The sequence below is a fragment of the Bradyrhizobium sp. CCGUVB14 genome, assembly GCF_024199935.1.
In the GTDB taxonomy this organism is placed as follows: domain Bacteria; phylum Pseudomonadota; class Alphaproteobacteria; order Rhizobiales; family Xanthobacteraceae; genus Bradyrhizobium.
This window is the reverse complement of the sequence record NZ_JANADS010000001.1, coordinates 3,534,864-3,551,045: the sequence shown is the minus strand read 5'-3', so window position 1 is coordinate 3,551,045 and position 16,182 is coordinate 3,534,864. Positions and strand designations below refer to the sequence as shown.

General features: G+C 64.2%; 13 protein-coding genes. 7 read left to right on the top strand and 6 right to left on the bottom strand.

Translation table 11 applies throughout. The features are described from left to right. Positions 1–82 precede the first annotated feature (82 nt). Entirely contained in the window at positions 83–547 is a 465-nt protein-coding gene (locus NLM32_RS16410) for a nuclear transport factor 2 family protein (protein ID WP_254129980.1), read from the top strand. Here the strand turns inward: NLM32_RS16410 and NLM32_RS16405 are convergent. The 6 genes from NLM32_RS16405 to NLM32_RS16380 all read right to left on the bottom strand — a co-directional run bounded on the left by NLM32_RS16405 (position 544) and on the right by NLM32_RS16380 (position 8,284). After that, positions 544–1,218: a spermidine synthase gene (locus NLM32_RS16405; protein ID WP_254129979.1), complete on the bottom strand. Its 675-nt coding sequence runs from the start codon at positions 1,216–1,218 to the stop codon at positions 544–546. The genes NLM32_RS16410 and NLM32_RS16405 overlap by 4 nt on opposite strands. A gap of 124 nt (positions 1,219–1,342) precedes the next feature. Next, positions 1,343–4,579, bottom strand: a complete 3,237-nt coding sequence (locus NLM32_RS16400; RefSeq protein ID WP_254129978.1) for a bifunctional cytochrome P450/NADPH--P450 reductase — start codon at positions 4,577–4,579, stop codon at positions 1,343–1,345. A 31-nt stretch (positions 4,580–4,610) separates the two neighbouring features. Further along, complete coding sequence (locus NLM32_RS16395) at positions 4,611–5,606, bottom strand: alpha/beta fold hydrolase (RefSeq protein WP_254129977.1); 996 nt, start codon at positions 5,604–5,606, stop codon at positions 4,611–4,613. A gap of 22 nt (positions 5,607–5,628) precedes the next feature. Beyond that, a complete protein-coding gene (locus NLM32_RS16390; RefSeq protein WP_254129976.1) occupies positions 5,629–7,179 on the bottom strand; it encodes a wax ester/triacylglycerol synthase family O-acyltransferase in 1,551 nt (516 codons plus the stop codon). A gap of 47 nt (positions 7,180–7,226) precedes the next feature. Then, positions 7,227–8,027: a triacylglycerol lipase gene (locus NLM32_RS16385; protein ID WP_254129975.1), complete on the bottom strand. Its 801-nt coding sequence runs from the start codon at positions 8,025–8,027 to the stop codon at positions 7,227–7,229. Then, a complete protein-coding gene (locus NLM32_RS16380) occupies positions 8,027–8,284 on the bottom strand; it encodes a DUF6489 family protein (protein ID WP_254129974.1) in 258 nt (85 codons plus the stop codon). The genes NLM32_RS16385 and NLM32_RS16380 overlap by 1 nt, the downstream gene beginning before the upstream one ends. A gap of 376 nt (positions 8,285–8,660) precedes the next feature. Between NLM32_RS16380 and NLM32_RS16375 the strand changes: the two genes are divergently transcribed. The 6 genes from NLM32_RS16375 to NLM32_RS16350 all read left to right on the top strand — a co-directional run bounded on the left by NLM32_RS16375 (position 8,661) and on the right by NLM32_RS16350 (position 16,176). Next, a complete protein-coding gene (locus NLM32_RS16375) occupies positions 8,661–10,259 on the top strand; it encodes an ABC transporter substrate-binding protein (protein ID WP_254129973.1) in 1,599 nt (532 codons plus the stop codon). A gap of 101 nt (positions 10,260–10,360) precedes the next feature. After that, complete coding sequence (locus NLM32_RS16370; RefSeq protein WP_212297955.1) at positions 10,361–11,341, top strand: ABC transporter permease; 981 nt, start codon at positions 10,361–10,363, stop codon at positions 11,339–11,341. A gap of 1 nt (position 11,342) precedes the next feature. Continuing rightward, a complete protein-coding gene (locus NLM32_RS16365; RefSeq protein ID WP_254129972.1) occupies positions 11,343–12,302 on the top strand; it encodes an ABC transporter permease in 960 nt (319 codons plus the stop codon). A 13-nt stretch (positions 12,303–12,315) separates the two neighbouring features. Beyond that, positions 12,316–13,302 (top strand): ABC transporter ATP-binding protein, encoded by a 987-nt coding sequence (locus NLM32_RS16360; RefSeq protein ID WP_254129971.1) that lies wholly within the window; start codon positions 12,316–12,318, stop codon positions 13,300–13,302. Next, on the top strand, positions 13,299–14,288 hold the full coding sequence (locus tag NLM32_RS16355; protein WP_254129970.1) for an ABC transporter ATP-binding protein: 990 nt from the start codon (positions 13,299–13,301) through the stop codon (positions 14,286–14,288). Before NLM32_RS16360 ends, NLM32_RS16355 begins: the two co-directional genes overlap by 4 nt. An 82-nt stretch (positions 14,289–14,370) precedes the next feature. Continuing rightward, a complete protein-coding gene (locus NLM32_RS16350; protein WP_254129969.1) occupies positions 14,371–16,176 on the top strand; it encodes a gamma-glutamyltransferase family protein in 1,806 nt (601 codons plus the stop codon). Positions 16,177–16,182 lie beyond the last annotated feature (6 nt).

Sequence of the window (16,182 nt, the reverse complement as noted above, 5' to 3'; positions counted from 1 at the left end):
ACTCTCTTAACGTCAGACGGCACGAGGGCTATAGAAGCCTCCCTCAATCGCAAGACAGGGGCCGCGGCCTCTTGGAGCTCACATGCATCTCACCGTTCGGTCCGCGGCAATGGTCGCCGCTTCGGCTCTCATGCTGTCCCTCACCAGCGCCGCCGCGATGGCCGGCAGCGCGCAGGAAGAGGCCAATCGCAAAGCCGTGCTGGCCTTCTACGAGAAAGGTCTCAATCAGAAGGACGTCGACGCAGCGCTCGCCTATGTTGGCGACCGTTACGTCCAGCACAATCCGAACGCTGCCGATGGACCGGAGGGCTTCCGAAAGTTCATCGGCTTCTTGCGTGAAAAGTTCCCGAACTCGCACAGCGAGATCAAGCGCTCATTCGTCGATGGCGACTACGTCATCCTTCATGTCAACGCGGTTCGCGAACCCGGCACCAAAGGCAACGCGATCGTCGACATCTTCAAGCTGGAGAACGGCAAGATCGTCGAACATTGGGACGTCGTTCAGCCGATCCCGGACAATCCGGCGAACAACAACACGATGTTCTAGTTCTTCTTCGCAATCCAGATCACATGACGCGCGCCACCGCCCCGGCCGGTGGCGCGGACAGCGACTTCATTGACATCGAAGCCGGCACGCCCGAGGCGCTTGGTGAAGGCGGGGTTGGGCCCCGACGACCAGACCGCAAGCACGCCACCCGGCCGTAGCGCCGTCCTCGCCGCCGCCAAACCGCTTGCACTGTAGAGCGCGTCATTGCCCTTTCGGGTCAGACCTTCCGGCCCGTTGTCGACGTCAAGCAGAATGGCGTCGAAGGCCGCGCTCTTCGCCCGGATGATTTCGCCGACGTCGATCTCGCGGATGCTCACCCTGGCATCGTCGAGACTGTCGCCGAACACTTCCGCCATCGGCCCCCGCGCCCAGGCGACAACCGCCGGCACGAGCTCGGAGACCACGATTTTCGCCTTGCCTCCGAGCACAGTGAGCGCCGCGCGCAGCGTAAAACCCATGCCGAGGCCGCCGATGAGAACGACGGGCTTTGCCACCGTCTCGAGCTGTTTCGCCGCAAGCGTTGCGAGCGCGGCCTCGGAACCCGACAGGCGGTTGTTCATCAGCTCGTTGGTGCCGAGCTTGATCGAAAACTCCTTGCCCCGCCGCATCAGGCGGAGCTCCTCGTCGGAGCCGGGGATTTTGGCGGTGTCGATCTTTTCCCAGGGAATCATGGGAGTGCTTTAGCACGATCGCAATTCGTAGGGTGGGTTAGCCGAAGGCGTAACCCACCTACTTCGTTCTGCATTGGCCGAAGGACGGTGGGTTACGCTTCGCTAACCCACCCTACGACCCGAGCTATCCGCCGGCCCAGACGTCCAGCACATAACGGTTCTTCGCGCCCATCTCCTCGATCCAACGCGCACTGGCAGCCGCATCGCTACCGCTCTTCTCGCGATGGATCGCGACCAGCGCCGCCTTCACGTCGGGCTCCATTTTGCTGCCGTCGCCGCAGACATAGATGATCGCGCCTTGCTCGATCAGTGGCCAGACCTTGTCCTTCTGCGCAGCAAGGACGTGCTGCACATAGGTCTTCGGTCCGTCCGCACGCGAGAACGCGGTGAACAGCTCGGTGATCCCGCTTGCAGCGAGCGCCTTCAGCTCATCCACATAGAGAAAGTCCTGATCGGGGTGGCGGCAGCCGAAGAACAGCATGGCAGGACCGAGCGCGGCGCCTTTGGCTTTGCGCGCGGCACGCTCTTGAAGGAAACCGCGGAACGGTGCCAGTCCCGTGCCGGGGCCGATCATGATGATTGGCACGGATGGATCATCCGGAAGCCGGAAGCCGGCCTTGGTCTCGCGCACGGTCGCGTAGACCGTATCGCCCGCGCGGCGGTTGGCGAGATAGTTTGAGCAAATGCCCTTGTAGGTGCCACGCCCCGACGCCGCCGGCCCTTCGACCACGCCGACCGTGACGCTGCAGCGCGCTGGATCGACCGATGGCGAGGACGAGATCGAGTAGTAGCGCGGCGCCAGCAGCGAGAGCATTTCCAGGTAGACGTGAAACTGCAATTCACAGGCGGGATATTCGAGCAGCAGGTCGAACACCGATTTGCGCTTCGCCAGAATTTCGCTGCGGTAACGCTCGAGCGGCTCGGCCTCTTCGCCGACGAAGGTCAGCAACTTCGGCTTGGTGACGGGGCAACGGGTGTGCTCGGCCATGATCTGGATCTGCTTGCGTGTCGCCACTTGCTGCAGCTCGACGAACTCGCTGAGCAGGCGACCGACCGACACGGCATCGCCGACCGGCAATTGCGCGCGGCGGCCCTCGGCGACCTGAAGCCTGATCTGGTCGGCCGGCAGGAAGCCGAAGCGGCGGGCAACCGAATCCACCAGGGTCGGATCGTTGCGCGGGACAACGCTCAGATGATCGCCGACGCGGTAGGTGACGTTGGCCGGCAGCCGCACCTCGATATGACGCGTCGAGCGCTCCGACGGATTGGCGCCAGCCTTGTTCTGCAGCTCGTCATTGACCAGCACCTTCATCGCCACCGCGCCGCCCTGGGCGACGATAGTGTTGACGGCGGTCACCGCGACCGGCTCGATCGCGTAGAGCGGATCGTCCTCCGCGGTGCGGGTGAAATTCCAGTCGATCCCGAATTCCTTGGTCGCGACCTGAGCGGCGGCCGGGAACCACTTCTGGAACTGGCCGTCGAGATCGCTGCGCGCGTCGCCCTCGCCGCGCGGATAGACCGCACGTGCGCCATGCTTCGACAATTGCTCGTCGATGAACCGCGGCACCGATTGATAGGTCGCGGCCCAGTCGCTGTTGCCGCAGCCGAACACGGCGTAGCGGACCTTGGCAAAGGCATCCTTCGGCAGATCGTCGCCGAGCCATTTGACGAACTGCGTCGCATTGTCGGGCGGCGCGCCATTGTAGGAGGCGCAGATGATCAGCACGCCGCCCTGTTGCGGCAGCTTGCCGACGTAGTCGTCGAGCGGACCGAGATGCACGGCAAAGCCGTTGATCTCCGCGAGATCGGCCATGCGCGTCGCGAGTTCTTCCGCGGTGCCGAGATTGGAGCCGTACAGCACCAGCATCGGCGTATTGTGACCGGGCCGCGTGGTCGGCTGACGGGGCGCCCGCGGCGCCGAAGCCGCTGCCGCGACCGGCCCGCCATAGGCGCCGCGCTCGCGATCCGCGCGCGGACGCACCTTGATCTTGAAGCCCTCGGGCTTCATCGTCAGCGTTTCCTTCAGATGCATCTGGTAGCGCTGATGGTCGATCAGCCTGAAACGCTGCAGCACCATGCCGAGCGCGAGCGCGGCCTCGTGCATGGCGAAGCCGCGACCGATGCAGGCGCGCTGGCCGTTGCCGAACGGCTTCCAGGCGTTGATCGGCCGCTTGGCCTCGGCTTCCTTGCTGAAGTTTTCTGGATCGAACGCATCGGGATTGGGCCCCCAGACCGCGGGATCGCGATGCAGCGCCGTCACCAGGATCGTGGTGAATGTGCCCTTCCTGAGCTTGTACTTGCCGCCACCGAGGGTCTCGTCCTTCAACGGCGAGATGCCATAGGCCGGCGCCGGCGGCCACAACCGCAGCGCCTCTTTCAGGATCTGCGTGATGTAGGTGAGCTGCGTCACCTGCTGGTAGGTCGGCTTGGCATCGACATTGGGCCCGAAGACGCGGTCGACCTCGTCATAGGCCTTCTTGAGAATGTCCGGATGCTTGAGCAGCGCGTAGAGCGTATAGGACAGCAGGCCGCTGGTGGTTTCGTGGCCCGCGATCAGGAAGGTGTTGATCTGGTAGCGGATGTTGACGTCGTCGAGCTGCTCGCCGGTCGAGCGGTCGACGCCGGTCATCATCGCGGCCAGCATGTCCTTCTTGTCGTCGATCCCTTCCGCGCTCTTGCGGCGCTCGGCGATGATCTCGTCGACCATCTTGTTCATGAAGTCGACGTCTTCGCCCAGCGTCTTCCGGCGCTTCTGCATCCAGAGCTGCTCGAACGGCAGGCCGCGCGTCATCATGATGGTTTCGAGCGAGCGCACCAGCGACTCGACGAAGGGATGGTAATCGCGCCGGTAGAACGAGTTGAAGCGATAGTCGAAACCGCACAGCCCGATCGTATCCAGCGTCAGCGCGGTCATATCGTGGACGACGTCGATCTCGTCGTCGGCGTTGAGCCGCTCCCATTTGTGCACGAGCTGCTCGGCGATATCGACCATGCTCGGGTGATACGACTGCATGGCGCGGTTGCCGAACGGCTGCAGCAGGATGTTGTGCGCCTTGCTCCAGTTCGGCTCCTTGGTATCCGCCGTGAACAGGCCATCGCCGCCGACCGCGCGCACGCGCCGCAGCGCGCCGCGCACGGTCTTGTCGAAGCGCTTCTCGTCGGAAAGTTCGTCGACGAGATCGTGGCCGGAGACGACGACGATCGGCGAGCCCATCATGTCGAGCCAGAAGATCGGGCCGAGCTCCTTGGCAAGCCGCGTCAGGTGCTGCACCGGCGCGGCCGAGTCCAGCGAGAGCATGTTGCCGACCACCGGCTTGGTCGGCGGATGCGGAATCGGGTCCAGACGGTTCTTCGATGACATTGCTACGCTTCCCCCCGCTCGCAATGACGAGCTAGCCAAACCGCCTTCTACGCCATTCGATCAGCTTGGCGCTGACCTCTTCCGGCTTCTCCTGCTGCGTCCAATGGCCGCTGTCCCTCACCAGATGCTTCTCGAGATCCGCCACCAGCTTCTCCATGCCGTCGGCCGCCGACGGCGGCAGCACCGCGTCGTTCTCGGCCATGATCATCAGCGACGGCACGCTGATGTGGTGATCGAGCCCCTGCGACCGCTCCCAATTGCGGGTGAAGTTGCGATACCAGTTGATGCCGCCGGTGAAGCCGGTCTTCGTGAAGGTGTCGACGAACACTTGTCTCTCGTCGGCCGACAGGATCGGCGTACGCGGATCGACCTTGGCGTCGTAGGCCGCGATCATCTGCGGAAACGCCAGATTGGTCTTCGACGAGGCACCGACGCCCGCGACCGGCTCCTCGTCTGATTTCGCCGGCGGTCGCGTCAGTGGCTTGCGCATGAAGGCGTCAAAGGTCTGCTCGACGCGGCTGCCGAAGATCCTGTCCGGCTCGCGCGCGGGATCCTGGAACTGGACAATGTACATCTGGTCGCCGAAGCGCTGCCGGAACAGTGCGATCGGGTCGATCGGCGCGCGGTCCCAATGCGGTGTGTTGACACCGACGACGCCAGCAACACGCGCGGGATGCCGTAACGGCATTTGCCAGACGACGAAGCCGCCCCAATCATGGCCGACGAAGATCGCCTTCTCGATCTCGAGATGATCGAGCAGGCTGACGAGATCGCCGGTCAAATGCTCCATGTCATAGGCCTCGACCGGCTCGGGCCGGTCGGTGGCGCCATAGCCGCGCTGGTCCGGCGCGATCACGCGAATGCCGGCCTCGCTCAGCGCCTTGATCTGATGGCGCCACGAGAAGGCCAGTTCGGGCCAGCCATGGCATAGCACCACCGGCGGCTTGTCGGTGACGGGGCCCGCCTCGTAATAGCCCATGCGGATTCCGTTCGTCTGCGCGAACTTGAGCGGCGGCATTTCGATCATTGCAAAAATCCTGGCAAACTTCCTATTCGGCCGCGCCCTTGACGTCGGCCGCCGGTGGCGCATAGGCCGCTTCCAGCGCGGCAAACTCCTCCGGCAGCATGTCGCACATCACCTGCACGTGCGGAATGATGTTGGCGCCGACGATGAAGCCGAAATCGAGCTGGTCGCGGTAGCTCTGCACAGTGATGTTGAGCGCCTGCCCATGTGTCGAGATCGACACCGGGAAGATGTGCAGCAGCTCGGCACCTGCGGCATAGAGCGTCTGGCGCGGCCCCGGCACGTTTGACACCGTGATGTTCGCCGCCGGCGGCAGCACGTCCGAGAGGTCGGAGCGGCTGTAGAGCAGCGCCATGATCTGGACGATGATCGGCGCGCCCAGCATCGAGATGTTGGACACCTGCGGCATCAGCGCCCGCAGCGGATGCGACATCTCCTTGGATTTCGTCGATTGCGCGATGATGGCCTCCAGCCGCGCCTTGGGATCATCGATGTTGGTCGCGATCGAGCAAATCATCCCGAACACCTGGTTGTTGGCCTCGGTGTTGCCCTCCTCGCGCAGCGAAATCGGCACGGCGGCGGTGAGCGATTTTGCCGGTAGCGTACCGTATTGCTGCAGATAGCGGCGGACCACGCCGGAGGCGAGCGCCAGCACCACGTCGTTGAGCTTGCCGCCGGCCTGCTTGGCCAGCGCCTTGGAGCGGGACAGCGAGATCGATACGCCGGCAAAGCTGCGCTCCGACGAAATCGACTTGTTGAGCATGGTCGGCGGCGACACCATGCTGGCGAGGCTCTCGCGCGACTTCGGATCGGAAATCTTGCCGAGCACGTCGGAAACGCTCTTGACCATGGTCGGGATATTGCCGGCAAAACGCACCGCGCTCTCGATCTGGTACATCGCGTTGTCGAACAGGATCGAACCGATGTCGCTCTTGCCGGTGCGGGGCAGTTGCAGGTTCTTCGCCGCCGCCGAGGCATCGAGCGGCTGGGTGAAGAGCTGCTGATAGGAATCGAGCAGGTTCGCCGCGATGTCGCGCGGTTCCTGGCCCGGCTTTGCGCCGCCCACGGGCGGATCGACCTTCCGCGGGATCGGCGAGATGTCGTAGATCATGTTGGTCAGTGCCGCACCGGCACCACCGTCGATCGCGGCATGGTGCATCTTGGAATAGAGCCCGACTTCGTTGTCCTTCATGCCTTCGAACACGTAGAACTCCCAGAGCGGGCGAGCACGGTTCAGGAGCTTGGCATGCATCCAGCCGACGATGCGCTCGAGCGTGGCGCGATCGCGCGGCGCCGGCAGGCTGGCGCGGAAGATATGACGGTCGATGTCGAACTGATCGTCCTCGACCCAGGTCGGATGATCGATGTCGAGCGGCGCCTTCTCCAGGCGTGCCTTGAGGATCGGCGCGATGTGCAACCGCGAGACGATCATCGCCTTGAAATCTTCGAAGAAGTCGCCCTTGTAATCGTCAGGCAGGCGAAAGATCGCCATGCTGCCGACATGCATCGGCATTTCCGGCGTTTCCAGATACAGAAATGACGCGTCCAGCGACGACAGCTTCTTACCGTCAGCCATAGTTCCCTCCGCTTGTATTCGACGGGCGCCTTTACTGGCGCTTCTCGTCAGGCCGATACTGCCCGCTCCGGCGGGGCATATGCAATGGCAAACGGACCGGCCCGGTCAAATGGCCAGAACTCCCCCTCGGGTTGCGCAAGGCGATCCGCCACGGCCCATAGCGCGGCCGGGTTCACCCCGAGCCCGATATGGCTTGCCAGATGCACCTCGATATTCTCGGCCCGATCGGAGGGGTGTAGCAGGCAAGTCCGCCAATTCACGACGCCGTCCGTGCGCGAATAGATCGACGTCGCCGGCACCGGAAGATCGCCGGCGATCGCATCGCGCAGCTCGGCGAGATCCTCGACCCGCTCGCCGGACAGCGCCTCGTAGAGCGCCGTCGCATTGGTGGCCCGCACATCGTTGGCGAAGGGGCTGCCGAGCGTGATGACGGAGCGGACCATGTCGGGCGCGTGGAGCGCGAGATCGCGCGCATAAACGCCGCCGAGGCTCCATCCGACCAGGCTGACCTTCCGTCCGCTTGCAGCGTGGATTTCGGTGAGGCGCATGCGCAGGGCTTCTCGCATTCGCGCCAGCCCGCCGAGATTGCGCCCCATTCGCCAGGCATGCGGCTCATAGCCGAGTTCGCCGAGATAACGCCGCATCGGCGCCATCGACAGATCGCTGGCGAGAAAGCCCGGCAGCGCCAGCACGGGATGGCCGTCGCCCCTGGGCGCGCGCATCAGCAGTGGCGACAGCAGGACGCTGGCGTTGAATTCGAACAGGCTCCGCGCCTCTGCGAGCAACAGGCCAATGGCCGGCGGACGGAGCCGGCCCTTGCCTGGCGCCTCGTCGCGCGTGGCCGGCATTATTTCTTCTTGTCGCTGCTGCGCGGGCTACCGAGACCGGCCATGGTCACGAACATATCCTGAAACCGTTCCGCGATCTTGGGATCGAAGGTGAACCAGCTCTGGATCAGCGATTCCGGCGAGACCTTTTCGATGTTGGACATCATCTGCTGCTGCAGCTTGTCCATCACAGCGGTCTGCATCGGCATCACGTCCGGCAATCCGAAGAACTGGCGGGCCTCAAGGGGGGTGCAGTCGATTTCGATATTAACTTTCATGTCCCCTCCGGATGAGATTCGAGCGGCGTCACACAGTATCGCCGCGACATGGTGTGCGACGCAAGCGACCTGAGACCTGGGGCCGGACACGGGCTTCCGCAATCGGCGGATATGGTCAATCAAATTGTCGGCGCGAATGGGCGCCGGCGGGCCGTTTCCACCCTCATTTTCGCGGCCTCACCGGCCGAAAGTCCAATGTCGCCCGTGCGCCTTTCGCCCCATAAATTGCCGGTCAGCATTGCTGCACAGCGGTGCAACTTGGCGCGTTCCTTGCTGGAATGGCGCTTGCACGGGTCGAGAACTCTGGGCAACATGGATCGATCAGCCCCGCCGAACAATCAAAAATTACGGTGCGGGCGAGTGGAGAGGGTCAAGAATGTCAGTCGGACGAAGTTTGTTTGCGGCGACGCTCGCCGGTGTGCTCGCATTGGCGGTGTCGCCGGCGTCGAGCCAGACGCTGCGCTACGCCAACCAGGGTGAGCTTAAGTCGCTCGACCCCTACACCCTGAATGAATCGACCACCAGTGCGCATCTCGGCCACGTCTATGAGGGCTTGGTTGCCCGCGGCAAGGACCTGAAGATCGTCCCGGCGCTCGCCGAAAGCTGGGAGACGCCGGAGCCGACGCGCTGGCGCTTTCACCTGCGCAAGGGCGTGAAATTCCACAACGGTGACCCGTTCACCGCCGATGACGTGGTGTTCTCGGCCGAGCGCGTGCGAGCGAAGGGCTCAAATTTCCAGAGCCGCGTTCCCGCCGACGCCAAGGCCATCAAGGTCGACGATTACACCGTCGATTTCGTCCTGACCTCGCCCAATCCCATCCTGACGGCACTGTGGGCGACCTGGTACATCATGGACAAAAAATGGGCGGAGGCGAACGATGCGGTGGCACCGACGCCCGCAGCTGCGACGACCCCGAGCTATGCCTCGCTCCATGAAAACGGCACCGGACCCTTCACCATTGAAAGCCATCAGCCGGGCGTGAAGACCGTCTTCAAGGTCAACCCGAACTGGTGGGGCAAGCCGGAGCATAATCTGAAGGAGATTGTGTTCACGCCGATTGCAAACCCGGCGACGCGTGTCGCGGCCCTACTCTCGGGCGAGGTCGACGTGATCGAACCGGTTCCGGTCCAGGACATCGAGCGCGTCAAAGCGAGCCCCAACGCCACCGCCCTGACGGGACCCGAGCTCCGCACCATCTTCGTTGGCATGGATCAGGCCCGCGACGAGCTGCTTTACTCCAACGTCAAGGGCAAGAACCCATTCAAGGACGTTCGCGTCCGCGAAGCGGTCTATCGTGCGATCGATGTCGACCTGATCAAGAATCGCGTCATGCGCGGGCTGTCCACGCCGTCCGCATTGATGGTCGCACCAGAGATCTTTTCCGCGAAGGACTTGATCCGGCCGAAGTTCGACCCCGATGCCGCCAAGAAGCTCTTGGCCGACGCCGGCTATGCCGACGGTTTCGAAGTGACGATGGACTGCCCGAACGACCGCTACGTCAATGACGCAGCGATCTGCCAGGCCATCGTCGGCATGCTCGCCCGCATCAACATCAAGGTGGATCTGCTGGCACAACCCAAGGCCCAGTATTTCGCCAAGGTGCTGAAGCCCGGCGGCTACAAGACCTCGCTGTACATGCTGGGCTGGACCCCGGATACGGTCGACTCCCAGAACGTCCTGCACGACATCATGGGCTGCCGGGATGATCCCAAGGATCCCAACCGCGGCGAAGCCAATCTTGCCGGCTATTGCAACAAGCAGTTCGACGAGCTCGCCGACAAGGTTCTCGTGGAATCCGATACCGCCAAGCGCGATCAGCTGATCAAGCAGGCGTTCGAGCTCTCGATGAAGGACTGGGCCTATATCCCGCTGCACCAGCAGGCGCTCGCCTGGGGCGTGTCGAAAAAGGTGAAGCTGACCCAGCGTGCTGACAACATGGTCATGCTCTACTGGGCGACCAAGCAGGACGAGTAGGTATCGACAAGTTGTGAAGTCCCGGAAGCTCTGGCTTCCGGGACTTGCTGTTTCGGGCTAACGCGATGATGCGTGCTGCTGAAAAAATGTGAAAGGAACAGATGCTCGCTTTCACACTGCGCCGAGCCATCCAGGCCATCGGTGTCATGATTGCCGTCGGAATCATCTCGTTCTCGATGTTTCGCTTCGCCGGCGATCCCGTGAACCAGATGGTCGGGATGGACACGTCCGGCGCCGAACGCGCCGCGATCCGCAAATCGCTCGGCCTCGACGATCCCGTGATCGTGCAGTTCGGCCGCTATATCGGCAACGCCGCGCAGTTCAAGTTCGGCGTCTCCTACCAGTTCCGTCTGCCTGTCACCAATCTGCTGATGGAGCGGATGCCCGCGACGCTGGAGCTTGCGATCTGCGCCACCATCTTCGCGATGATCTGTGGCATCCTGATGGGCGTCTATTCGGCGCTGCGCCGTGACAGCTGGCTCACGCACATATTCCAGGCCGTCTCCTTGATCGGCATCTCGCTGCCGACCTTCCTGATCGGCATTCTCATGATCTACCTGTTCTCGGTAACGCTCGGCTGGCTGCCCTCGTTCGGGCGGGGCGACGTCGTGCATATCGGCTGGTGGACGACGGGGCTCCTGACCCTGTCAGGCCTCAAAGCGCTGATCATGCCCTCGATCACGCTTGGCCTATTCCAGATGACCCTGATCATGCGACTGGTCCGCGCGGAGATGCTCGAGGTCATGCGGACCGACTACATCCGATTCGCCCGTGCCCGCGGGCTGACCACGCGGGCGATCCATTTCGGCCACGCGCTGCGCAACACGCTGGTTCCCGTCATCACCGTGGCGGGTCTGCAATTTGGCTCGGTCATTGCTTTCGCAATCATCACCGAGACCGTGTTCCAGTGGCCGGGCATGGGACTCCTGTTCGTGCAGGCCGTTCAGAACGTCGATATTCCGATCATGGCGGCCTATCTGATGATGGTGTCGCTGATCTTCGTCACCATCAATCTCGTGGTTGATATCCTCTACACCATCGTCGATCCGCGGCTGCGCTCGACGGTCAGCCGGGCGCACTGACATGAGCGAAGCCGTCGTTCCACACAGCACCGAGAAGCGCGCCGCCGCACCCGGCTGGTTCCGGCGCGCGCTCGACAGCGACCTGTTCTATTCGTTCCGCCGCTCCAGGATCACCATGATCGCCGCGGGGGTGACGCTGCTGTTCTTCCTGGTCGCGATCTTCGCCTCGGTGCTATCGGTCCAAAACCCGTTCGACCCGGCGCAGCTCCAGCTGATGAATTCGCGCATCTCGCCGCTCTGGACCGCCGACGGCCAGAGCCCGTTCCTGCTCGGCACCGACGAGCAGGGCCGCGACGTGCTGTCCGCGATCCTCTACGGCCTGCGCATCTCGCTGCTCGTCGGCGTGCTCGGCGTGGTCCTCTCCGGCGCAATCGGCATCCTGCTCGGGCTGACGGCCGGCTATTTCGGCGGCGCCGTCGATGGGCTGATCATGCGCATCGCCGACGTGCAGCTTTCCTTTCCGGCCATCCTGATCGCGCTCCTGATCAACGGCATCGCCAAGTCGGTCTTCGGCAACAAGCTCGACGAGATGAGCATGCTGGCGGTCCTGGTGTTCGCGATCGGGCTGAGCTTTTGGGTGCAGTACGCCCGCACGGTGCGTGGCTCGGTGCTGGTCGAGAAGAACAAGGATTATGTCGCAGCCGCGCAATTGATCGGCCTGCCCGCCCCCGTGATCATGCTGCGCCACGTGCTGCCGAACACCACGGGACCGATCCTCGTGATCGCCACCATCAACCTCGCGCTCGCCATCATCACCGAGGCGACGCTGTCCTTCCTCGGCTCGGGCATGCCCGAGACCATGCCGTCGCTCGGTACGCTGATCCGCATCGGCAACGGATATCTGTTCGCAGGCGAATGGTGGATCGTCGCCTTCCCGGGAATCGCGCTCGCGGCCCTGATCCTGTCGATCAACCTGCTTGGCGACTGGCTGCGCGACGCGCTCAACCCGAAACTCCGATGAGTATGCAGCGTTCATGACCGAACCCGTTCTCTCCGTCCGTAATCTCCAGGTCGAGTTCGCCTCCCGCCGCGGCACGCTGCGCGCGATCGACGGTGTTTCCTTCGACATCGCCAAGGGCGAAGTGCTTGGCGTGGTCGGCGAATCCGGCGCCGGCAAATCCGTCACCGGGCTTTCGGTGATCGGCCTGATCGATCCGCCCGGCCGCATCGCCGGTGGCGAGATCCACCTCGCGGGCCTCCGCATCGACAATATGCCGCCGGAGGAGATGCGCCGTATCAGGGGAAAGCGCATCGGCATGATCTTCCAGGATCCGCTCACCTCGCTCAATCCGCTGTACAAGGTCGGCGACCAGATCGTGGAAACGATCCGGACCCACCTCAATCTGTCCGAACAGGCGGCCCGCCGCCGTGCCATCGACCTCCTCGCCGAGGTCGGCATTCCCGCCCCGGAAAAGCGCATCGACGGCTACCCTCATGAATTCTCCGGCGGCATGCGCCAGCGCGTGGTGATTGCGCTGGCGATCTGCGCCGAGCCGGAGCTGATCATCGCGGACGAGCCGACCACCGCGCTTGACGTCTCCGTGCAGGCGCAGATCATCTCGTTGATCAAGCGGCTCGGCCGCGACCACGGCACCGCCGTGATGCTGGTGACCCACGACATGGGCGTGATCGCCGAGACCTCGGACCGCGTCGCGGTGATGTATGCCGGTCGCGTCGCCGAGATCGGCCCGGTGCAGGACGTCGTGAGGAATCCGCTGCATCCCTATGCCAAGGGTCTAATGGGCGCGATCCCGACGCTTGCCGGCGACGACAAACGTCTGGTGCAGATTCCCGGCTCGATGCCGCGCCTGTCGGCGATCCCGCGCGGCTGCTCGTTCAACCCGCGCTGCGCATCCGTCTTCGATCGCTGCCGCGTGGAGCGGCCGGAGCCGCTGTCGCGCGGCACGCAGTCCGTTGCCTGCCATCTCTATGACAACGCGCCGGCGGAGACTGCGGCATGAGCGCCCCCTTCGTCCAGGCCACGAACCTCCGCCGCGTCTTCGACGTCTCGAAGCCCTGGCTCAACCGCTTGCTCGAAGGCGGACATCTCGAATATCTCAAGGCGGTCGATCACGTCACCTTCGACATCAAGAAGGGCGAGACCTTTGCGCTGGTCGGCGAATCCGGCTCGGGCAAGACCACGGTGGCGCGGATGGTGGTCGGCCTGTTGCCGCCGAGCGCGGGCGACGTGCTGATCGACGGCGTCTCGATGACCAATCCGCGGCAAGCGCAGGCACGCCGAAAGCTGCGCCGTCGCATCCAGATGATCTTTCAGGATCCGTATGCGAGCCTGAACCCGCACTTCCGCGTCGATGCCATCATCTCCGAGCCGATCCGCGCCTTCGACCTGATCCAGGGCGAACGCGACATCCAGGCGCGCGTCGGCGAGCTGCTCAGCCTCGTCGGCCTGCATCCCGACGACCGCCTGAAATTTCCGCATGAGTTCTCCGGCGGTCAGCGCCAGCGCATCGCAATCGCGCGGGCGCTCGCCTCCGACGCCGAATTCATCGTCTGCGACGAGCCGACCTCGGCGCTCGACGTGTCGGTGCAGGCGCAAATCCTGAACCTGATGCGCGACCTGCAGGACAAATTCGGCCTGACCTATCTGTTCATCAGCCATAACCTCGCCGTGGTCCGCCACATGGCGAGCCGGGTCGGCGTGATGTATCTCGGCCGGATCGTCGAGATCGCGGAGGGGCGCGAGCTGTTCGCCCGGCCCCGCATGCCCTACACCAAAATGCTGCTGGGCGCCGTGCCTGATCTCGCGATGTCCGGTCGGCAGCGGATTCCGGTGAAGGGCGAGATTCCGAACCCGATCAATCCGCCGTCCGGCTGTGCCTTCAATCCGCGCTGTCCGCTGGCGTACGACCTCTGCCGCAAGGAGGCCCCGGAACTGATCGACGGTGTCGCCTGTCACGCGGTCAACACCGCGCCGGTCCCGGCATAACGCGCGCGTGCCATGCGGCCTGTGCATTTGGCATCCCAGCGTCGGATGTGATCAATTGCGCGCGCCGCAAATGAGGTAGCCCATGGCCAGCAACGTCAACCCCGATCCGTTCACGACGCGCCCAGAAATCGAAGGCACGTTCGGTGTCGTCGCGACCACGCACTGGATCGCAACCGCTGTCGGCATGGCTATTCTCGAAAAGGGCGGCAATGCCTTCGACGCCGGTGTCGCCGCCGCGTTCACGCTGCAGGTCGTCGAGCCGCATCTGAACGGCCCCGGCGGCGACGTGCCTGTTATCGTCCATGACGTAAAGCGCGGCCGCACCGAGGTGATCTGCGGCCAGGGCCCGGCGCCGGCGCGCGCCACGATCGCGCATTACAAGAGCGAGGGCCTCGACATGGTCCCCGGCACCGGACTGCTCGCGGCCTGCGTTCCCGGCACCTTCGAATCCTGGATGATGCTGCTCCGCGACTACGGCACGATGCGCGTGCGCGATGTGCTGGAGCCTGCGATCTCCTACGCCCGCGACGGCTATCCGCTGGTCGAGCGCGCCTGCGCCACGATCCAGACCGTCGAGCAATTGTTCCGCAAGCACTGGCCGACCTCGGCCGCTGTCTACCTGCCGAACGGCGAGGTACCGAGGCCCGGCACGCTCTTCACCAACAAGACGCTCGCCGCGACCTACACCCGGATCTTGAACGAAGCCGAAAGCGGCGGCGGTGGCCGCGACGCCGAGATCGAGCGCGCGCGCAAGGCCTGGTCTCAGGGCTTCGTCGCGGAAGCCATCGACAAGTTCTGCCGGACGCAGGAGGTGATGGACGTCAGCGGCTCGCCGCATCGCGGCGTGCTCTCCGCCGACGACATGGCACGCTGGCAGCCGACGATCGAGGCCCCCCTCACCTACGATTACGGCCGTTACACCGTCTGCAAGGCCGGCGTCTGGAGCCAGGGTCCGGTAACGCTACAACAGCTCGCGCTGTTGAAGGGCTTTGCGCTCGACGGCCTCGATCCGACCGGGCCGGAGTTCATCCATCTCCAGATCGAATGCGCAAAACTCGCCTTCGCGGACCGCGAAAAGTTCTACGGCGATCCCAAGTTCAGCGAGATCCCGATCGCAACGTTGCTGTCGGATGCCTACAACGACCAACGCCGCAAGCTCGTCACAGACAAGGCGTCGCTCGATTTCGTCCCCGGCACGGTCGAAGGCTTCGGCGGCGTGGTCAAGCTGCGCCGCGCCGAGGGACAGCGCGAGGCGGTCGGTGCGCTCGGCGCCGGCGAGCCCACGGTAGGACGCTTCGGCGAGGTGCGCGGCGACACCGTGCATTTCGACATCATCGACAAGGCCGGCAACATGGTGTCATCGACACCATCGGGCGGCTGGCTGCAATCCTCGCCGATCATTCCGGAGCTCGGCTTCTGCCTCGGCAGTCGCGCCCAGATGTTCTGGCTGGAAGAAAACCATCCCGGCTCGCTCGCGCCGGGCAAGCGGCCGCGCACGACGCTGTCGCCGACCATGGCGCTGCGCGACGGCGAGCCTTACCTCGCCTGGGGTTCGCCCGGCGGTGACCAGCAGGATCAGTGGATCACGCAGTTCTTCCTGCGCCACGTCCATTGCAACCTCAATCTCCAGGAGGCGATCGACGCGCCCGCCTGGCACTCCGAGCATTTCCCGATCTCGTTCTGGCCGCGCACCGCGCGTCCCGGTGTGCTCGTGGTCGAAAACCGCGTGCCCAAGGCGACGATCGAGAACCTGCGCGAGCGTGGGCATATCGTCGAGGTCGGTCCCGACTGGTCCGAGGGCCGGCTCACCGCAGCCTCGCGCGTCGGTGTACGTCGACGCGCTGCCGCCAATCCGCGCGGCATGCAGGGCTACGCCGCGGGACGCTGAAGGCAG